Source organism: Streptomyces sp. NBC_01439, assembly GCF_036227605.1.
Lineage (GTDB): Bacteria > Actinomycetota > Actinomycetes > Streptomycetales > Streptomycetaceae > Streptomyces.
On record NZ_CP109487.1, the window covers coordinates 6,960,858 to 6,980,901 of the forward strand.

The following is a 20,044-nucleotide window of genomic DNA, read 5'->3' on the forward strand; positions in this document are numbered from 1 at the left end:
ACGCGCAATGGGGGGAGAGAGCGTGAGCGAGGCCGAGGATTTCGCACGGCTGATGTGGGAGCTGAAGGAGCGTGCCGGGCTCAGCTACGGCGCCTTGGCGCGCCGGCTCCACACGAGTACGTCGACGCTGCACCGGTACTGCAAGGGGGAGGCGCTGCCGGCGGAGTTCGCGGTGGTGGACCGCTTCGCGCGGGCCTGCGGGGCGACGCGGGAGGAGGCACTGGACCTGCACCGGGCGTGGCTGCTGGCGGACGCGCGGCGGCGCGCGGGGGCCGGGCCGGTGGCGGAGCCGCAGCCGGTCCCTGAGCCCGTGCCGGAATCGGAGTCGGAGCCGGAGCCGGAGCCGACCGTGGTGGTGACGCCGGACCCCGAGCCGGGGCCGGTGGCCCGGGGTGCCTGGTACCGGCGGCGGGCGGCCGTGGTCACCGCCGCGGGGATGACGGCCGGGGCGGTGGCGGTGGCGCTGCTGGCCGCGGCCGGCCCCGGTCCCGGCGCACCGCATGCGGGCGGGAGCACGGGGACGGGCTCGGGTACGAGTGCGCGTACGAGTGCGCCGCCGTCCGCGGGATCGGGGTCCGCCCCGGCACCGGCATCGACGGGGGAACCGGAACCGACACCACCGGCTGAGGCGGCAGGGGCGGCAGGGGCGACCGATTCGGCCGGGGCGACGGCCGCGGCGCCCGGCCAGTCCTCCGCGTCACCGCCGGCGTCCGCCCCGGGCCGGGGCCCGGTCGTGCCCCTCAAGGCGGCGGTGCGGTCGCACGTGTGGACCGCGGGCTGTGATCACGCCTACCTCTCCGAGCGCGGTCCGGGATCGGTGCCCCCGCCACCCGTGGAGGCGGACGCACCCGCCTGGGCGACGGCGCAGCACGCCGTGCACGCCGGGACGCAGATCGTCGAGGTCACCCTGCACGGTACGGGCGGGGGCGCCGTGGTCCTGGAGGACCTGGAAGTACGGGTGGCCGCCCGTCGCAAGCCGCCGGCCTGGAACGTCTACCAGATGTCGCAGGGCTGCGGCGGCGGGCTCACCCCTGCCGCGTTCGCCGTCAATCTGGACGCGCCGCGCCCGCAGGCCCGGCCCGTCGCCGGGAACGACGGCGGCAACACGCTGCCCGCCCCCTCCTTCCCCCTGCGCGTCTCGGCGGCCGAACCGGCCGTCCTGCGGGTGGCGGCGGCCACCACGGGATGCGACTGCGACTGGTACCTCGACCTGCGGTGGACCGGCCCGTCCGGGTCGGGCACCCTGCGGATCGACGAGGGCGGGCGGCCGCTGCGCACGAGCGCCGCCACCGGCCGGCCCGTGTACGGGTACGCGCTGGAACAGGGCCGCTGGGCCCGCTGAACCGCAGGTCAGGGGCCGTTGTCGGTGGTCGCGCCTAAACTCGTCGGCAGAGGGGACCGGCAGATGTGCAGGGACACCGACGGGGAGGGGGACGCACCATGACACCGCAGCCGCAGCCGCAGCCGCAGCCGCAGCCGCAGCCGCAGCCGCAGCCGCAGCGCCCGTTGCTGCCGCAGGCCATCGCGTTGCTCCGCCATGCCGCGGTCTTCCTGCCCGCCGCCGTCCCCCGCGAAGGGCGGGTCGCCTTCTGGGCGCCCGACGGGGACGCCCTGCCCGAGGCGGGAGCGGCGGCGGCGCTCACCGTCGTACGCCCGCACGGTGACGGGGTCCGCAGCCGGACCGTGCCCGCGGTGACCTTCTCGGTCGCCGCCGCCCTGCCCCTGCTCGCACGGGCGCCCCACAGCCCCGCCGCGCATCCCGCCACCCGCGCCTGGGGCACCGCCGCCCGGCAGGCGCTCGCCCTCGCCGCCCGTGGCCGGCTCCTCCCCGGGCTCACCCCCGAGGGCATCGACGCCTGGCGGGCCGGACCGCTCGACGCCGCCGACGTCGATCACCTCCGCGCGGTCGCCGCCGCATTGCCGCACGAGGGGTACGCGACGCCCCTGGCCGGCCGCCGTCCGCTCCAGCTGCCCGAACCGGAGGCACTGGTCCGGGCGTTCCTCGACGCCGTCGCCGACGGCCTGCCGCGCACCCCGGCCGCGGCCGTGGCCGCCGGGCGGCCGTTCGCCGCGCAGGAACCGCAGCCGGTGCCGGGGATACAGGACTGGGCCGCGCAGGTCGCGGCCGGCTCCGACACCGGCGTCGGGATCTCGCTCCGCCTCGACCTGTCCTCCTTCCGGCTCTTCGACGAGGCCGAAGAAGCCGACACCCGGCGCGCCGGAGCCGCCGTCGTCCAGGTGCACAGCCTCGCCGACCCGACCCTGATCACCGACGCCGGGCAGCTGTGGGCGGGCGCGGCGGCGGCCGGGTTCGGCCCGCGCGCCCGGATCGACGCCGTGCTCGCGCTGCGCCGGGCCGCGCGGGTCTGGCCCCCGCTGCTGCGCCTACTGGACCAGCCCGTGCCCGATGCGCTGGCCCTGTCCGACCCGGAACTGGAGGACCTGCTGGGGGTGGCCGGGAGCCGGCTGGCCGCCGCCGGGGTCCTGGTCCACTGGCCGCGCGAGCTGGCCCGCACGCTGTCGGCGACCGCCGTCGTACGGTCCACCGCCCCGGGTTCGGCGATCGACGGGACCGCCTTCTTCGACGCCGAGCACCTCTTCGCCTTCTCCTGGGAACTGGCGCTGGGCGGCGACCGGCTCACCCCGGGGGAGATGGACGCGCTGGCCCTGGCGCACCGGCCCGTCGTCCGGCTGCGCGACCAGTGGGTGCGGGTCGATCCGGAGCTGGTGCGCAAGGCGCGCAAGCGGGAGCTGGGCGTCCTGGACCCGGTCGACGCGCTGGCCACCGTACTGTCCGGGACGGCCGAGATCGACGGTGCGACGGTCGAGGCGGTGCCCGTGGGAGCGCTCGCCGCCCTGCGGGACCGACTGACGGGGGAGCAGACCCCGCTGCCGCAGCCCGCCGCCCTCAAGGCCACCCTGCGCGACTACCAGGCGCGCGGCCTGGCCTGGCTGGACCTGATGACCTCGCTCGGTCTCGGCGGCTGCCTCGCCGACGACATGGGCCTCGGCAAGACGGTCACGTTGATCGCGCTGCACCTGCACCGGGACCGGCCGGAGCCCACCCTCGTGGTGTGTCCCGCGTCCCTCCTCGGCAACTGGCAGCGGGAGATCGAGAAGTTCGCCCCCGGCACGCCCGTCCGCCGTTTCCACGGCAACAGCCGCGGCATCGAGGACCTGACGTCCTGCGCCGGCGGGTTCGTCCTCACCACGTACGGGACGATGCGCGCCAGCGCCGCCCTGCTCGCCGAACAGAGCTGGGGCCTGGTCGTCGCCGATGAGGCACAGCACGTCAAGAACCCGCATTCGGCGACCGCGAAGGCACTGCGCGCGGTGCCCGCGCCGGCCCGGGTGGCGCTGACCGGAACGCCGGTGGAGAACAACCTCTCCGAGCTGTGGGCGCTCCTCGACTGGACCACGCCGGGGCTGCTGGGCCCGCTCACGACCTTCCGGGCCCGCCACGCCCGCCCGGTGGAGCACCAGCAGGAGGAGGACGGCGGCAACGAAGCGGCGGTCGCCCGGCTGTCCGCGCTGGTGCGGCCGTTCCTGCTGCGCCGCAAGAAGTCCGACCCCGGCATCGCGCCCGAGCTGCCGCCGAAGACGGAGACCGACCATCCGGTCTCCCTCACCCGGGAGCAGGCCTCGCTCTACCGGGCGGCGGTGGACGAGGCGATGGCCGTGATCGAGTCGAGCGAGGGCATGGAACGGCGCGGAATGATCATGAAGCTGTTGGCCTCGCTCAAGCAGATCTGCAACCACCCCGCGCAGTACCTGAAGGAGGAGCAGCCCCGGATCCCGCACCGCTCGGGCAAGCTCGCCCTGCTGGACGAGCTGCTGGACACGATCCTGGCCGAGGGCGGCTCGGTGCTGGTCTTCACCCAGTACGTGACGATGGCCCGCCTGATCGAACGGCACCTGCAAGCCCGTGGGATCAGCTCGCAACTGCTGCACGGCGGGACGCCGGTGCCGCGCCGCGAGGAGCTCGTCGACCGCTTCCAGGCGGGCGAGGTCCCCGTCTTCCTGCTGTCCCTGAAGGCGGCGGGCACCGGGCTGAACCTCACCCGGGCCGGACACGTCATCCACTTCGACCGTTGGTGGAACCCGGCCGTCGAGGAACAGGCCACCGACCGCGCCTACCGCATCGGCCAGACCCAGCCCGTACAGGTCCACCGGATCATCGCCGAGGGCACCGTCGAGGACCGGATCGCCGAGATGCTGGAGGCGAAGCGGGCCCTGGCCGACGCCGTCCTGGGCTCCGGCGAGTCGGCGCTGACCGAGCTGACCGACCGCGAGCTGGCCGACCTCGTTTCCCTGCGGAGGCCCGGATGATCACCGCGCGGGACGACCGCCGTCGCACCTTCGAGACCGTGCCCGCCGGGGCCGAGGCGGTGAGTTGGTGGGGCCGGGCCTGGGTTTCGGCGCTGGAGGAGGTCTCCCACGACCCGGCCCGCCTGGCCCGGGGACGTACGTACGCCGACGGAGGACGCGTCAGCGCGGTCACCGTCACCCCCGGTCGGATCGTGGCGTACGTCCGGGGCAGCCGGCCCCGCCCGTACCGCACCGAGCTGACCCTGCCCGCCTTCGCCGACCCGGAGTGGGAGGACCTGCTGGAGACGGTCGCGGCCGACCCCACGGCGCTCGCCGCCCTGCTGGAACGAGAGGTCCCGCAGTCGCTCGCGGGGGCCGTCCTGCCCGGCGCCGGCGAGCTGGTCCCGCACTGCTCCTGCCCGGACTTCGGGCGTCCGCCGTGCAAGCACGCGGCGGCCCTGTGCTACCGGGCGGCCCGGCTCCTGGACGAGGACCCCTTCGTCCTGCTGCTCCTGCGCGGCCGGGGGGAGCGGGAGCTGCTCGACGAACTCTCCCGTCGCAACGCCGCCCACGCCGCGCGCGAACAGCCCGACACGGCACCCGGCTTCCCCGGGGTTCCGGCCCGGGCGGCGCTCGCCCGCCCGAGCCTGCCTCCGCTGCCCGCGCCGCTGCCCGTGCCCGCCGCCGTGGGCCTTCCGCCCGCCTACCCGGCCGACCCGGCGGCGCCGGACCCGCTGGCCCTCGACCAGCTCGCCTCCGACGCGGCCGCCCGCGCCCTGGCCCTGCTGGCCACCGGCGAGGATCCGATCGCCGGGCTCACCCTGTGGCAGGACGCCGTCCGGTTGGCCTCCGCGCACCCCACGGCGGGGCTGACGGGCGCGGCCCGCGTCCTGTACCGGGACCTGGCCCGCGCCACCGGCCGCAGCACCACCGATCTCGCCCGGGCCGCGGCGGCCTGGCGCCAGGGCGGGCGCCCGGCCCTCGACGCCCTCGAAGAACCCTGGGACCCGCCGGCAGGGCCCTTCGACCGGGCCCGCCCGGCCCTCCTCGCCGCAGGCCAGGGTTCCTTCCGCCCCGACCGCAACCGCCTGACGATCCACACCCGGCAATTGCGCCTCGGCCGCGACGGCCTTTGGTACTCCTACGAGGACCGCCACGGCGATCAGGACTGGTGGCCGGTGGGCCGCCCCTCCACGGATCCCGTCGCCGCTCTCGCCCCGCGTGCAGATGCGTGAGCGGCTCCGGAACGGTCCGGACGTGCGGGGCCGAACGACCTGATCCGTGAGATCAGGACGTTCCGCGTGCCGGGGTGTGATTGGGTGATCCGGAACGTGACAAGCGCCGGGCTCTTCTGCCCGGTCCTGTCGATTTCTGCCCCGGAGGTACCCCCAGATGCACGGCCGGACGGCGCATGCCCAGCCTTTCGACACAGGTGCCGACCCGGGACAGGAGAGGTTGAGGGCCGTACTGGGTGGCTGGCGCGAGTCGCTCATCGACCTGGGCGGCCGCAACCGGCTGCTGAACTTCCGCCACACCAGGTCCTCCACGTTGGAGATCACCGCGCCCAGCGCCGGCCCCCTGTTGGCGCAGTTGGACCGCGGGTGGGACTTCGCTCCCGTCGAGGACGCCGAGGACGCCGAGCGGTTCGGGGAAGGGCCGTCCGGCGTCACCCTGGACAAGGCGCCGCGGGGGTCGGCCCGAGCCCGGTCGGCGGGCGGGATCCTCACGCAGAAGCAGACCCAGCAGGCCCTGGACAGTGCCCTGCGGCAGCTGCGCCAGAAGTCGAACCAGACCTTCAACGACTTCGGGCTGTGGGTGCTCTGGGTCGGCGTCGGAATGCTCGACTGGCGTGAAGAGGGAGCCCACGAGAGCAGCTCGGCGCCCCTCGTGCTGGTCCCGGTGCAGCTCGTGCGCGACCGGACGGGCAAGATCCGGCTGCAGGAAGCCGAGGAGCAGGACGCGGTGCACAATCCGGCGCTCGCCGTGAAGCTCGCCCAGCTCGGCGTCGACTGGACGCCCGTGGCGGACACCGACTGCCTCGACGCGGCCGCCGTGCTGGCCCGGGCCCGGACGGCCGCCGCGGGCCAGACCGGCTGGGTGGTCCGTGACAGCGTCGTCCTATCCATGTTCGCCGCTCACAAGGAGGCCATGTACCAGGACCTCAAGGAGAACGAGGCGGCGATCCTCGCCAGCCCGCTCATCCGGGCGATCGGGCTGGGACCGGATTCGGGCCTCCCGGACGACGTCATCGGTTTTGATCCGCCCGCGATCGAGCGGATCGACGAGGTCCAGCTGCCCGAGCGGACCCCGCTGGTCCTGGACGCCGACGCCTCGCAGCGCCAGTGCATCGCGGCCGCCATGGCGAACCGGTCGTTCGTGATGAGCGGCCCGCCCGGTACCGGCAAGAGCCAGACGATCACCAACATGATCGCGGCCCTGATGCACTCCGGCCGCACCGTCCTGTTCGTCAGTGAGAAGGCCGCGGCCCTGGACGTCGTACGCAACCGGCTGACCGACGTCGGCCTCGGGGACTTCGTCCTGGCCCTGCACAGCAGCGACACCAGCAAGAAGGCCGTGGCCCAAGAACTGGACCGTGCGCTGACGACCGAAGTGCGGGCCTCCGGGGCAGCCGAACACGAGCTCGACGAGGCCAGGCGGCTGCGCGAGGAACTGTCCGCCTACGCCGCCGCGATGAACGAGGAGCGGCAGCCGCTCGGCCGGACGCTGCACGACGTGTTGGGCCGGCTCGCACTGCTCGGCCAGCAGGAGGTTCCGCAGCTGACGCTCACCTCCGGGGTGGCCGCCGTCACCGACACGCTCAGCGCCGCCGCACTGCACGAGGTGCTCGCGGCCGCCCGCTCGGTCGCCCGGTCCTGGCGGCCCGTCGCGGAAGGCGACTCCTTCGCCTGGTGGGGGCTGCGTGACCCCGAGGCGACGGGAGGAGGCTCGGCGACCACGGCGCTCGCCGCTGCCGACGATGCCCTGCAGTCGCTCCGGGCGGCCGCGGAGCACAGGCCCCTCGCTGCCGACACACCCCTTCCCAAGACGGTCCGGGACGTCCGGCGGATCGCGGACGGCCTCCGCGCGGGGCTGCCCGTACGCACCTCGGGCTCGACGAACGCTCCGTTCGAGGACCACTCGCCCGTCATCGCACAGCTCGCCGAGGGCTTCGGCCTGGGTGCACCGCGGGACATCGGGTCCCTGCTCGCGCTGTTCGAGCTCATCGACCTGGAGGGTGCCGAGCACCGGCCCCTGCCGCACTGGTTCGACGCGGCGAACCTGCGTCAGGCGCAGGCCGCGGCGGAGCAGCTCAAGGCGGCTCTCGACGAGGAGGACGTGGCGCGCGGCGCGGCGCAGGACGTGTTCGGACCCCAGGTCCTGACCTACGGGGCCCTCGCCGATCTGGTGCGCCGGTTCGCCGAGGACCACCACGGGCTCACCGCCCGCTTCAAGGGGCAGTACCGGGCAGACCGGGAGGCGGCGACCGCCCTCACGGTGACCGGGGCCTGGGACAAGCGCCTGCCCGGCAGACTGGCAGAGGCGCTCGCCTGGCAGCAGGCACGTGACCGGGTGCTGCTGCTGACCGAGGAGCACCGGGAGCTGCTGGGCCCCTACCTGCCCGGTGGCGCCGACGGATTCGCGGCGCTCGACGAGGCTCTGGCCAACGCCGCCCGGATCGCGGAGCTCACCGCGGAAAGCAACGAACGCGGCGCCGTGTCCGACCGCCTCGCGCACGGAGCGGACACGGAGCACGGATACGCCGGGCTACAGGTCCAGGCCGTCCGCGGTGCCCTCGCCGACTGGTGCGATGCCGTGGACCTGCGCGCAGCACGGTGGACCGAGACTTCGGCGCGGCTCGCCGCGATGTTCGAGGACGGGCGCCGGCTGAAGCTGTTGCCGGCCCTGGGCGGCACGTTGGAGGAGGCCGCCCGCGCCCTCGCCGTCCTGGCGGCGGATCCGTCGGGCCCGGGGGAATGGCAGACGTACCGCAGTGCACTCTCGGTGCTGAGGGGCCGCGGGCTCGACGACCTCGTCTCCCGGGCCGCGGAGCGGGGCATCGACGCGGAGGACTTCCCCCCGGTCGTGGAGCGCGCCCTGCTCCAGCTCTGGGCCGACACGCTGCTCGCCGCCGACGGCAGGCTGCGTACGGCGCGTGCCGCGGAGCTCGACGCCCGGGTACGGAGCTTCCGCGAGGCCGACCGGATGCTGGTGGCCGCGGCGAGCGGCGCCGTCATCGCGTCGTGCAACAGCCGCAAGCCCAAGGCCTTTGGTGCGGGCGGGGCCTCGCTGATCCGCCGTGAGGCGGAGAAGAAGACCCGCCACCTGGCCGTGCGGGAACTCCTCGGCAAGGCACGGGAGGTGGTCCAGGCGGTCAAGCCCTGTTTCATGATGAACCCGCTCTCGGTGAGCCAGTACCTGCCGGCCGACTACCGCTTCGACGTGGTGATCTTCGATGAGGCTTCGCAGGTCAGGCCCGGTGACGCGGTCAACTGCGTGTACCGGGGCCGCTCCTTGGTCGTCGCCGGCGACGAGAAGCAGCTGCCGCCCACCTCGTTCTTCGACTCGGCCGTCGGCGACGAGGGCGATGAGTACGACGAGGAACTGCCGGACGCCTTCGAATCGCTGCTCCATGCGTGCAAGGCGGGCGCGATGCGCGAGCTTGCGCTGCGCTGGCACTATCGGAGCCGCCACGAGGACCTGATCGCCTTCAGCAACCGGTCCTTCTACGGCAACAGCATGGTGACCTTCCCGGGGGCGCTGGAACGCGGCCCCGACATCGGCGTGGAGTTCTTCAAGGCGGACGGCTGCTACGACAGGGGCGGGCGCCGGGACAACCGGCGTGAGGCGGAGGCCGTGGCGCAGCGCGTGCTGCACCACTTCGACACCCGGCCGGGCCGCAGCCTCGGTGTGGTGGCGCTCTCCCAGGCCCAGGCGACCGCGATCGACGAATGCGTGCAGCAGGCCCGGCTGGCCCGCCCGGACCTCGATCACTGCTTCACCGAGGACCGCCTCGACGGATTCTTCGTGAAGAACCTTGAGTCGGTCCAGGGCGACGAGCGGGACGTCATGATCATGTCGCTCGGTTACGGGCCGGACGAGCGGGGGGTGCTGGGGCTCAACTTCGGCCCCATCAACAAGGAAGGCGGCTGGCGACGACTCAACGTCGCCGTCACCCGCGCCCGGTTCCGCGTGGAGGTGGTCGCCTCGTTCCACGGATCCCAGCTCAAGGACGGCCCCAACGAGAGCGTGCAGCACCTCAAGCGCTACCTCGAATACGCGGAGAACGGGCCCGCGGTCCTCGCCAGGGACACCGTGGTGGCGGACGCCGAGCCGGACAGCCCTTTCGAGGAGTCGGTGCTGGCGGTGCTGCGCGACTGGGGGTACGAGGTGCAGCCGCAGGTGGGCGTCGCGGGCTACCGGATCGACCTGGGCCTGCGGCACCCGGCGGCGCAGGGCTCGTTCGCGCTCGGCATCGAGTGCGACGGGGCGATGTACCACTCGTCACGTGCGGCCCGCGACCGCGACCGGCTGCGCCAGCAGGTACTGGAAGGCCTCGGCTGGACCCTGCACCGGATCTGGGGCACCGACTGGTACCGCAACCGTCCGGAGGCGGAGCGCAGGCTGAAGGAAGCGGTCGATGCGGCGGTGGCGATCGACCCCTTCGCACGACCGGAGGCGGTTCGGGTACCTCAGGGCGGCACCCTCGGCGCGGAGGCGACGCCCGCGGTGACGGCGCCCGCGGAGACGCGAATCCCGGTACCCCGACCGGAGCCGGAGCGGATCTTCTTGGTGGACCGGGCGCCGGTGCGCGACTGGAGCACGCGGTACGTGCTCGCGGAGGTCCGCGTGGACGCCTGGGCGGTTCCGGAGTTTCACACGCCGGAAGCGCGTCCCGTACTGCGGAGGGTGCTGGCGCAGATCATCGAGGTGGAGGGGCCCATCCATCAGGACCTCCTGGTCCAGCGTGCGCGGGAGGCCTGGGGGCTCGGCAAGTCGGGCAGGCGGATGGTGGAGAACGCCCAGCAGGTGCTGGAGGCCCTGGTACGTGCCGGGATCGCGGAGTACGAGAGCGGCTTCGCGGACGTCGTCGGTCGGCAGCTGCGGGGTGCCCGCACACCGCTGGACGACCAACCGCGCAAGATCGCCCATGTTTCACCGGCCGAGCGGCAGCTGGCGATGAGGGAGCTGGCCCTGGAATGCCCGGGGATGACCACGGAGGAACTGCTCCAGCAGACTCGGGAGCTCTTCGGCTGGAAGCGCATGGGGTCCGACATCCGCAGCGCGCTCGAAGCGGACGTCAGGGACCTCCTCACCGGCGGCGGGCTCACGGGGACGCCGGACCGGCTGGTCGCTACGCGCTGAGCCCGGCGGCCCAGCGGGTCAGGGTGGTGAAGTCCCGGTCGCGCAGTCCGTGGCGCGGGTGGATGCGCAGCAGCAGGGCGGGGGCCGGATGGTGTGCGGCGACCCAGGCGCGGTCGCGCGGGGTGATCATGTCGTCGACCCAGGCGAAGGGCCGGCCGGCCGCCCAGTCGCGGAGGTGTCGGGTCTTCCACGAGAGGCCGTCGGGGTCATCGGCGAAGAGTTCGGGCCACTCGACGACGGTGAGGTCACCCGGCAACCCGATGTGCGGGGAGATCATCGTATTGGCCTGGTGGGTCCAGGCGGTGGCCCAGGTGAGCTCGAACGGCAGGGCCAGCAGCCGGGCGCCGTGGGACGGGTGGAGGCGCACCCGGGCACCGCGCCGGGCCCTGCGGGACTCCGGGTCGCGGTAGGAGAGCCAGACGTCGGGCCACATCCGGTGGCTCCGGTATCCGCGCAAACCGGCGAGGGGCGAGCGGAACGGGTTGAGGGGGCCGTCCACGTCGAGGAGGAGCAGCGGGCGATCGGTCATGAAGTGACCATTACCCAGTACACGATTGAGTGAAATGTCTACTGCCCCTATAACTCGAATGGGGTCAGAGCGTTGTTTCCGGTGCGGGGGCATTACCCGCGAACTCATCCGGAAGGCAGGGAAACTGATGCGTCACAGTCGTCGGAATGGCTTCATCGCGGCAGTGGTTGCGGGAGGCGGACTGGCGGTCGCGGGTGTGGGCGGGTTCGCCCACGCCGACGCGGACGCGAGTGGCGGGGCGGAGCGCTCGCCGGGACTGCTGTCCGGAAACCTCGTGCAACTGCCGGTGAACCTCCCGGTGAACGCGTGCGGGAACACCGTGAACGTGGTCGGCCTGCTCAACCCGGCCGCCGGGAACCGCTGTAGCAACGCGTCGTCGGGGGGCGGTGGTGGCCGGCAGTCCGGCGCCAGCTCGACGCATTCTTCGAAACCGGCAGGCGCCAACGGGGGCGGGGCGCACGCCCAGGGAAGCGGAAAGGATTCTCCCGGAGTGCTCTCCGGCAACGGGCTCCAGCTTCCGGTCGACCTCCCGCTGAACGTCAGCGGCAACTCCGTGAACGTGGTCGGCATCGGCAACCCCTCGCTGGGCAACACGTCCGTCAACGGCGAGCAGCCCACGGGCGGCAAGCCCGTCCAGCCGCCCGTCGTCGAGAAGCCGGTGACCCCGGTCGTCCCGGCCGTGCCCACCAAGCCGGTCACGCAGGTCACGCGGGTCACCCCGCCCGAGGCCCCGCGGCACGAGGCTCTCGCCCACACCGGGGCCGATGGCGTCGGATACCTGGTCCCCGGCGCGGGCGCGCTCCTCCTCGGCGGAGTACTCCTCTACCGCCGCTTCCGCCTCAACTGACCGGGGTCAGGCCGACAGGTCCGGATCCGGCGGGGCCGCGGGCCCCGGGGGCGGCGTACGCCACCCGTCCAGGATGGCGTCGATCCGCGGGGCCAGCCGGGCCCGGGCCGCGAACCGGTGGACACCCGCCATCAGCAGGGCGTCGTACTCGGTGTCGGTGTGCCGCACCGCCGCCCGGACCGCGACGGACACCGCCAGTTCGTTGAGGGCGCGGCCGGCCGCGGTGCGGCCCACCCGGCCGCTGCCGCGCACCGAGGCGTGGGTGGCGATCGCCACGGCCCGGTCGGCCGGACAACCGGGGAACAGCCGTACGATCTCGGCGGCGAAGGCCGCAGTGAAGCGGATGTCCTCGGCCGAACGCCGCCGCCGGTCGCGCTCCCGGCGGCGCGCCCGCGCCTCGGAGTCCGCGAGGCAGGCGCGCTCCGCGCGCGCCAGCGCGGCCTCCTCGACGAGGAGGCCCAGGCGCTCGTAGCGGTGCCGGCGCTTGTTGAAGCGCACGACGACGGCGCAGAGCGAACTGGCCTCGCGGGAGCGGCGGGTGAGCGCCGTGTCCCCCCGCGGGAGATAGACGAGATGGCCGAGATCCGTGCAGTCCAGGCAGCGGGGTACACCGGACTCGCGGACGAGGTGCCGGAGTGGGCCCTGCCGGCAGTCGGCGCAGTGGATCTGCTTCAGCGACTCAAAAACCACCAGGCTCATGGAGGTGTGATACCGCTGTATGACCCTCATATCACCTGGTGAAGAAGGTATGTTGATGTTTCGTTGACCGTTCCTGGATGCCCGGCGGCCCTTTTGCCGTGGGGCGGTGGACCGCAGGCGGTCCGTAGAGGGGGGTCACATGGGTGGGCAGCTGAAGATGACGGCACGTCCGGGCGGAGCAAGCGTCGCCACGGCCGCGACTGGCCGGGAGATAGTCATACCGCCGGGCGGCTGCACCGGCTGGCACTTCCACCGGGTCAGACTCGAGGCGGTGGTCATAGCCGGGACCCTGACCCGGGTCCTGCACGACCGCACCGTCGTGGTGCACACGACCGGGACCACCTTCGTGGAGCCCGCGGGCATAGGCCACCTCCACCTGGGCCACAACCTCGGCACCGAGCCGGTCGTGCTCCACGTCACGCCCGCGCTCCCGGTGGGGGTTCCCTTCGCGATACCCACCCCGGCACCGGCCGGTGCCACGCAGGCGGCCTGTCGCTCACACAAGCCGACGTATTTCTCCGCGGACCCGGTAGAAGCCCCCTGAGGCGGCGTGCAGCCCCTCGACCACGTACCGGGCGCCGGGCTCCCGTATCCCGCGCGGGAACTGGACGTTCCAGGAGGACTCAAAGCCCTCCGACACCACCTGCACCCGCATCCGGCCGCCCTGCTGGACGCACTCCACCACCACACCGCCAGCCGGTGAAGCGGCCACCGAGGCCATCGAAACCGTCGCCACCGCCGAGGCCGACGCGGCCGGGGTGAACACCGGGAGCGCCGCCGCCGACTTCACGTCCATGGGCGCGGGCACCGAGCCCTGCTGGGCCGCCGCGATCGCCTGCTCGGTCGCGTCCACGCAGACCAGCGACCCGTCCGTGGTGACGAGGTACAGCCGCCCGTCCAGGTACTGCATGGACAGCGCCGACCCGCCGCCCGTCCCCAGCTTCCACAGCCGTCGGCCGTCGGCGTCGAAGCAGTAGACCGAGGAGGAGGAGTCGCCGGCGAAGACGTGCCGCCCGTCGGGCGAGGTCGCACACGAGTACACCGCGGCGTCGCACGCGTAGGAGGCCTCCACCGCCCCCGTCGCCTTCGAGAGCCGCTGCACCGTGTTGCGGGCCGTACCCGCGTACACCGCCTGCTCCTCCTGCCAGCCGAACAGCACCCCGCCGGGGGTCTTGGTGTGCCACAACTGCCCGCTGCCGTCGGCCGCGTACGCCGTCACACCACCGCTGTGCCCGTGGAAGACCGCCCGCTCGTCCGCCCGGACCATCCAGGCGCCCGTCCCGCCGGACTTCCGCGACCACTGGTGCTCGTCCTCGTGGTCGATGACGGTCAGGCCGCCGTTCGCATCGGAGACGTTGAGCACGCCCTCGTGGATGTCGAGCCAGTAGATGTCCACGTCCGCCGCGATCGCGTAGGCCCCGAAGGGCACCTTCGACGACAGGTCGTACACCGTGCCGTCGTCACAGCCCGCGTATATCCAGAACTCGTCCGCCACCAGGCACTTCACCCCGTCCGGAAGCGAATACCGGGCGAGCACCTCACCGCCGTGGCTCAGCGTGTACACGTCGCCCGCCTGGTTGCCCACCCAGCAGCGGTCCTCGTCCACATGGATGCCGAAGGCCGACGAACCGGTCCGGAAGCGCCACAGCACCGGAGCCACCGCGCGCGCCGTCGAGGGCGCCGAGGCCACCTGGCGGCGGGTCACCGACCGGGCGGCGCGCTGCCCCTGCACGGCCGGGGCGTACCCCTTGCGCACCTTCTCCCCGATCTTCTTCGCAGCGGCCGCGCGGGCCTTCTCGGCGCTCGGGAAACCGGAGGTCTGCAGCTGGCCGTCCGCGCCGATGCGCCCGTACCGCACGGACACGGACGCGCCGTCGACCGTCACCTCGTAGAACTTGTGTGCCGCGCCGTCGTCCTGCGACAGCTCCAGATACGTCGTCTCCCGAGCCATGACAAACCCCTCCCCAAAGGCAGCGCCGCCGGCTCCCTTTCGGCCGGTGATCCCTCGTGAAAAACTCTAAGGCCCACCACTGACAATGGGCCCGTGCAGTGGGAAGCGATCACATGGCAGCGGATGGCCGAGCGGCTCGCCGGTCACCTCGACGACCCCGGCCGGGCCCCCGCGCCGGGCAGTTGGCAGCGGGTGGGCATCGACGGCGCCCCCGCCGCCGGGACCGGCGTGCTCGCCGGCGAGCTCGCCGAAGCACTGCGCCTGCGCGGCCACCCGTCCCTGGTGGTGCCGGCCGACGGTTTCCTGCGACCGGCCTCCCTCCGCTTCGAGTTCGGCCGGCAGGACGTGGACTCCTACCTCGGCGCCTGGTACGACACGGCCGCGCTCTGGCGGGAGGTCTTCGGCCCGACCGACCCCGGCGGCAGCGGGCGGGTCCTCCCGGACCTCTGGGACCCGGTGACCGACCGGGCGACCCGCAGTCCCTACGTGACCCTCCCGCCCGGCGGCGTGCTGCTCGTACACGGCCCGCTGCTGCTGGGCCACTGGTTCCCCTTCGACCTGAGCGTCCACATCCGGCTCTCCGCCGGCGCGCTCGCCCGCCGCACCGAGGAATCCGCGCGCTGGACACTGCCCGCCTTCGCGCGCTACGAGGCCGACACCGACCCGGGGTCGGCCGCCGACGCGGCGGTCCGGGCCGACGACCCCCGCCACCCCGCCTGGACCGGCATCCGGAGCCGCTGACGGGCCGGGACGGGCCGACCGACGGGCCGACCGGCGGGACGCCCCTACGGCCGACCGCCCGGCCGGGTCACCGCCAGGGCCGCCGCCCGGCATCCGGCACGGGCGGCCCCGGCCGGGTCCGCGCCCTCCAGCCGGGCCGCGAGGAAGCCCCCGGTGAAGGCGTCGCCGGCGCCCGTGGAGTCCACCGCCAGGGCCGGCTCCGCCGCGACCTCTGCGGTGACCCGGCCGCGTTCGGCGATCAGCGCCCCGGCCGCGCCGCGGGTCACCACCACCAGCGGCACCCGCCGGCTGAGCTCCGCGGCCGCCCGGGCCACCCCCGTCGGCTCCGGCAATCCGGCCAGCAGTCGGGCCTCGTCCTCGTTCGGCAGCAGCACGTCCACCCCCGCCACGGCGTCCAGGAAGCGCTGCGGCCCCAGCGCCGCCAGGAATCCGGCCGAGGCGGGGTCCACGCTCACCTGCACCCCCCGGGTCCGGGCCGCCCGCAGCGCGATCACGGCCAGCTCCCGGCTGCTGTCGGCGAAGAACAGGTAACCGGACAGGTGGAGATGGGCCGCCCCGTCCAGCAGGGAGGGGCTCCAGTCGGCCGGACACAGCCGCAGCGAGGCCCCGCTGTCGGTCAGGAACGTCCGCTCCGCGTCCTTGCCGACCAGCGCGATCACCGTCCCGGTCGGCTCCTGCGCGTCGACCACCAGCCTCGGCCGCACCCCCGCGTCCACCAGTGCCCGCTCGTGCCAGCGCGCCGACTCGGCGCCCACCCGCGCCAGGAGCCGTACCTCGGCGGTCCCCGTACGGGCCGCCCAGCAGGCCGCGTTGGCCCCGGCCCCGCCCGGCAGGGTCCGGATGCGGGCAGCCGTGTCGGTGGCCGGAGCAAGTGGCTCCGGATGTATGGCCACCACGTCCGTCACCACGTCCCCGACGACGAGCAGCGCCCCCGGCCCGGTCACGCCCGTGCCGCCCAGGCCCCCGCGATCCGGGCACCGAGCCGCACGTTGCCGCGCACCGCCGCCAGGTTCGCCTCCAGCGAGGCCCCGGCCGTCGCCCGTGCCAAGAACCCCAGCAGGAACGGCGTCACCGCCTGACCCGTGATCCCGCGCTCGTGGCACTCGGCGAGCGCCTGCGCCAGTACCCGGTCGTGCAGCTCGGGATCCAGCTGCTCCTCCCGCGCCACCGGATTGGCCACCAGCAGCGCCGAATCCGCACCGCCCAGCGCGTCCTGAGCGGCCATCACCGCGGCGACCTCCTCGGGCCCGTGCACCGTCCAGTCCACCGGCTCGCCGGAGTCGGCCAGATAGAACCCGGGGAAGCGGTCCGTTCCGTAGCCGAGCACCCCCACCCCCAGCGTCTCCAGCCGCTGCAACGTGCCCGGCACGTCCAGGATCGACTTCACCCCCGCGCACACCACGGTGATCCGCGTCCGCGCCAGCAGCGCCAGGTCCGCCGACTCGTCCTGCGTCTGCGCCCACTCCCGGTGCACGCCGCCCAGCCCGCCTGTCGCGAAGACCCGCAGGCCCGCCCGGGCGGCGAGGAAGGCCGTCGCGGACACCGTCGTCGCACCGGTCGCCCCCGTCGCCAGCGCGGGAGCCAGATCCCGGTGGCCGAGCTTGCGCACGCCCTCGCCGCCCGCGATCCGCTCCAGCTGCGCCTTGTCCAGGCCCGCGTGCGCCACCCCTTCCAGGACCGCGATCGTCGCCGGAACCGCGCCTTCCGCGCGCACCAGGGCCTCCAGTTCGAGGCCCACCGCCAGGTTGCGGGGGCGGGGCAGACCGTGCGCGATGATCGTCGACTCCAGGGCCACCACGGGCCTACCCCGGGCCAGCGCCTCGCGTACCTCTGCCGACAGGACCGGGATCTCAGATGCTCTGTGCTGTGACATGTCCCCATCCATGGCACGGGATTGGCGCCCCCAAACTCTCACCCGTCACACCCGTCCCAACCTGTCCGAGTAGCGTTCCCCCATGGACACGCGCGCCTTCTACGACGAGCTGGCCGACCGCTACGACCTCATCTACGCCGACTGGGAGGCGAGCACCGCCCGCCAGGGCCGGGCCCTCGACGCCCTGCTCACCGCCGCACTGGGGCCGGGACCGCACACCGTGCTCGACAACGCCTGCGGCATCGGAACCCAATCGCTGGGCCTTGCGGCGCTGGGCCATCGGGTCACCGGGACCGACCTCAGCCCCGCCTCCGTCGCCCGTGCCGCCCGCGAGGCCGCACAGCGTTCGCTCACGCTCCCCGCGGCCGTCGCCGACATGCGGGCCCTCCCCTTCGCGGACGCCTCCTTCGACGCCGTGGTCTGCGCCGACAACGCGCTGCCGCACCTGCTCACCGCCGAGGACGTGCGCGCCGCACTGGCCGAAACCCGGCGGGTGCTGCGGCCCGGCGGGCTGCTGCTGCTCTCCACCCGTCCGTACGGCGAGCTGCTCCGGGCCCGCCCGCAGAGCGAGGCCCCACGCGTCCGCACCGGCCCCGACGGGCGGACCATCACCTTCCAGCTGTGGCACTGGCACGCCGACGGGGAGCGGTACGACGTGGAGCTCTTCCAGCTCCTGCCGACAGGCGACACCTGGACCGCGCGGACGTCGAGCGCCACGTACTGGGCGCTGCCGGAGGAGGAGACGACCGGGTACGTCCGACGGTCCGGGTTCGCCGACCCGCTCTGGCACGCACCGGCGGACACCGGCTTCCACCAGCCGGTACTCGCCGCCAGGCGCCCGGCAGGGCCGTGAACGGGGCGGGCGCTGGACAGGATGACTCGTCCGGCGGGCCGTTCCTGGACGCTGTGGTCACCGCTTCGCGCGGCGGGCCGCACTAGGCTGGCGCGGCATGAGCACCAGTGATCACCCCACCGCCCCCGCCTCCTTCTCCGTCTCCGTCGCGGACGTCGAACTGGAGGCGGACGACCTCGACCCCGAGCAGATCGTCTCCGGCGACCCCGTCGTGACGGGCAAGGTCCTGTGGGAGTCGGCCGACGGCAAGCAGGTGCGCGGGATCTGGCAGATCACCCCCGGTGTCGTCACCGACATCGAGGCGAACGAGCTCTTCGTGGTGGTCAGCGGCCGCGCCACCGTCGAGGTCGAGGGCGGCGGGACCCTGGAGGTCGGCCCCGGCTCCGCCTGCGTGCTCCGGGAGGGCGACCGGACCACCTGGACCGTGCACGAGACGCTGCGCAAGGCCTACCACATCAGCTACTGACGCCCTTCGCGGACGCGGACCCGGACGCGGGCGCGGGCGTGGACGCGGCCCCGGGCAGGGGGTGGCGGCGCGCGGTGAACAGTGCGAGCGCCGCCATCGGCAACAGCAGCGCGGCGCCGACGGCGTTCAGCCAGCCGTAGCCCGCCCCGGACATGATGAGCCCGGCGGCCGCTCCGCCCACGCCGGCGGCCGCGTTCATCGTGAGGTCGCTCAGCCCCTGTACGGCGGCCCGCGCGGGCTGCGGCACCGAGTCCGTCAGCAGGGCCGAGCCGGACACCATCCCGGCGGACCAGCCGAGGCCGAGCAGGAAGAGGCCGAGCGCGCTCCGGCCGTGGCTGGGCCCGGCCGTTCCGGCGAGCAGCGCGGCGACGGACAGGAGCCCGGCGGCCAGTCCGATCACGGAGAGCCGACCGAGCCGGTCCGCGAGCCAGCCCATCACGGGGGAGAAGGCGAACATGCCCGCGATGTGACCGCTGATCACCAGCCCGATGAGCTCCAGGCCGGCCCCGTGGTGACCCAGGTCCATCGGGGTCATCACCATGATCGAGACCATGGTGGTGTGCGACACGGCGACGGTGAGCAGGGCGAGCCGGGCCCGCGGCGAGGCCTTCACTGCGGCGAAGCCGGCCCGCAGCGAGCGCCCTTCGCGGGTCTGCTCCTCGGGCGCGGCCAGCGCCCGGGCCGTCAGCAGCGGGTCGGGGCGCAGGAGCACGCCGATCAGCGTGCCGGTGAGCAGGAAGACGACGGCGGCCCAGACGAACGGGCCGGCCGTCTCGGGTATCGCGGTGCCGGCGAAGCTGTGGCTGGCCGGTGCGGACAGGTTGGGCCCGAGCACCGCGCCGACGGTCGACGCCCAGACCACGACCGAGATGGCGCGGGCGCGGTGGTCCGGGGCCGCGAGGTCCGCAGCGGCGAACCGGGCCTGCAGGTTGGCGGAGGAGGCGGCGCCGAAGGCGGCCATGCCGAGCAGCAGCAGCGGGAAGCTCGCGATCGTGGCGGCGAGGACGACCAGTCCCGCGCCGACGGCGCCGATCCCGTAGGCCAGGACCAGCCCGGGGCGCCGGCCGCGCGCGTTCATCAGCGCGGCGAGCGGCAGCGAGACGAGGGCGGTACCGATCACCGCGGCGGTGGAGGCGACGCCGGACAGTGCCTCGGTACCACTGACCTCGGTGGCGAGTACGGGGGCCAGGGCGATGCTGATCGGCACGCCGAGGCCGCCGAGGACCTGGCCGGCCATGAGCACCCGGGAGGTGCGGCGCTGCAGCCGGGCCAGCTCGGGCGGGCCGAGGGGACGCACGGGCCGGTCGGTGTCGGGCGAGGCGGTCACGGCGTACACCGGCCGCGCGGGTGCGTGGCACGGGGCGCGGGGGACGCGGGGAGGCCGGGTGCGGCGGCAGGAGTAGTCACCGCCGCA

The 20,044-nt window shown here is 74.1% G+C and carries 15 protein-coding genes; 9 read left to right on the top strand and 6 right to left on the bottom strand.

Going from position 1 to position 20,044, the window contains the following annotated elements:
* Positions 1 to 22: 22 nt before the first annotated feature.
* From OG207_RS31610 to OG207_RS31625, 4 genes are all read left to right on the top strand, one after another.
* Positions 23 to 1,342: a helix-turn-helix domain-containing protein gene (locus OG207_RS31610; RefSeq protein WP_329103135.1), complete on the top strand. Its 1,320-nt coding sequence runs from the start codon at positions 23 to 25 to the stop codon at positions 1,340 to 1,342.
* A 98-nt stretch (positions 1,343 to 1,440) separates the two neighbouring features.
* The gene (locus tag OG207_RS31615; RefSeq protein ID WP_329103137.1) at positions 1,441 to 4,329 is read left to right on the top strand and encodes a DEAD/DEAH box helicase; all 2,889 of its coding nucleotides are present in this window, start codon (positions 1,441 to 1,443) and stop codon (positions 4,327 to 4,329) included.
* Positions 4,326 to 5,543: an SWIM zinc finger family protein gene (locus OG207_RS31620; protein ID WP_329103139.1), complete on the top strand. Its 1,218-nt coding sequence runs from the start codon at positions 4,326 to 4,328 to the stop codon at positions 5,541 to 5,543. Before OG207_RS31615 ends, OG207_RS31620 begins: the two co-directional genes overlap by 4 nt.
* Before the next feature lie 220 nt (positions 5,544 to 5,763).
* The gene (locus tag OG207_RS31625) at positions 5,764 to 10,671 is read left to right on the top strand and encodes a DUF3320 domain-containing protein (RefSeq protein ID WP_329103141.1); all 4,908 of its coding nucleotides are present in this window, start codon (positions 5,764 to 5,766) and stop codon (positions 10,669 to 10,671) included.
* Here the strand turns inward: OG207_RS31625 and OG207_RS31630 are convergent.
* Entirely contained in the window at positions 10,661 to 11,200 is a 540-nt protein-coding gene (locus OG207_RS31630) for a hypothetical protein (protein WP_329103143.1), read from the bottom strand. The genes OG207_RS31625 and OG207_RS31630 overlap by 11 nt on opposite strands.
* 163 nt (positions 11,201 to 11,363) lie before the next feature.
* Here OG207_RS31630 and OG207_RS31635 point away from each other — a divergent pair, with 163 nt between their 5' ends.
* Entirely contained in the window at positions 11,364 to 12,047 is a 684-nt protein-coding gene (locus tag OG207_RS31635; RefSeq protein WP_329103145.1) for a chaplin, read from the top strand.
* Between the two features lie 6 nt (positions 12,048 to 12,053).
* Here OG207_RS31635 and OG207_RS31640 read toward each other — a convergent pair whose 3' ends face one another.
* Positions 12,054 to 12,746 carry a DUF2293 domain-containing protein gene (locus OG207_RS31640; RefSeq protein WP_329103147.1) on the bottom strand — a complete coding sequence of 231 codons (693 nt, stop codon included), beginning with the start codon at positions 12,744 to 12,746 and terminating at the stop codon, positions 12,054 to 12,056.
* A 139-nt stretch (positions 12,747 to 12,885) separates the two neighbouring features.
* On the opposite strand from OG207_RS31640, the gene OG207_RS31645 reads away from it, so the two are divergent.
* On the top strand, positions 12,886 to 13,290 hold the full coding sequence (locus OG207_RS31645) for a cupin domain-containing protein (protein ID WP_329103148.1): 405 nt from the start codon (positions 12,886 to 12,888) through the stop codon (positions 13,288 to 13,290).
* Here the strand turns inward: OG207_RS31645 and OG207_RS31650 are convergent.
* Complete coding sequence (locus tag OG207_RS31650) at positions 13,243 to 14,697, bottom strand: WGR domain-containing protein (RefSeq protein WP_329103150.1); 1,455 nt, start codon at positions 14,695 to 14,697, stop codon at positions 13,243 to 13,245. The two genes, OG207_RS31645 and OG207_RS31650, sit on opposite strands and share 48 nt — an antisense overlap.
* A 93-nt stretch (positions 14,698 to 14,790) precedes the next feature.
* On the opposite strand from OG207_RS31650, the gene OG207_RS31655 reads away from it, so the two are divergent.
* Complete coding sequence (locus tag OG207_RS31655; RefSeq protein ID WP_329103152.1) at positions 14,791 to 15,438, top strand: uridine kinase; 648 nt, start codon at positions 14,791 to 14,793, stop codon at positions 15,436 to 15,438.
* A gap of 44 nt (positions 15,439 to 15,482) precedes the next feature.
* Here OG207_RS31655 and OG207_RS31660 read toward each other — a convergent pair whose 3' ends face one another.
* Together OG207_RS31660 and OG207_RS31665 are read right to left on the bottom strand one after the other, a co-directional pair.
* Positions 15,483 to 16,382: a carbohydrate kinase family protein gene (locus OG207_RS31660; RefSeq protein ID WP_329103154.1), complete on the bottom strand. Its 900-nt coding sequence runs from the start codon at positions 16,380 to 16,382 to the stop codon at positions 15,483 to 15,485.
* On the bottom strand, positions 16,379 to 17,311 hold the full coding sequence (locus OG207_RS31665) for a pseudouridine-5'-phosphate glycosidase (protein WP_329103156.1): 933 nt from the start codon (positions 17,309 to 17,311) through the stop codon (positions 16,379 to 16,381). The genes OG207_RS31660 and OG207_RS31665 overlap by 4 nt, the downstream gene beginning before the upstream one ends.
* Positions 17,312 to 17,393: 82 nt before the next feature.
* Here OG207_RS31665 and OG207_RS31670 point away from each other — a divergent pair, with 82 nt between their 5' ends.
* On the top strand, positions 17,394 to 18,164 hold the full coding sequence (locus tag OG207_RS31670) for a class I SAM-dependent methyltransferase (protein ID WP_329103158.1): 771 nt from the start codon (positions 17,394 to 17,396) through the stop codon (positions 18,162 to 18,164).
* Positions 18,165 to 18,261: 97 nt separating this feature from the next.
* Positions 18,262 to 18,630 (top strand): cupin domain-containing protein, encoded by a 369-nt coding sequence (locus tag OG207_RS31675; protein WP_329103160.1) that lies wholly within the window; start codon positions 18,262 to 18,264, stop codon positions 18,628 to 18,630.
* Here the strand turns inward: OG207_RS31675 and OG207_RS31680 are convergent.
* Positions 18,620 to 19,957, bottom strand: coding sequence for an MFS transporter (locus OG207_RS31680; RefSeq protein ID WP_329103162.1), 1,338 nt, complete (start codon positions 19,955 to 19,957; stop codon positions 18,620 to 18,622). The two genes, OG207_RS31675 and OG207_RS31680, sit on opposite strands and share 11 nt — an antisense overlap.
* Positions 19,958 to 20,044: the final 87 nt, after the last annotated feature.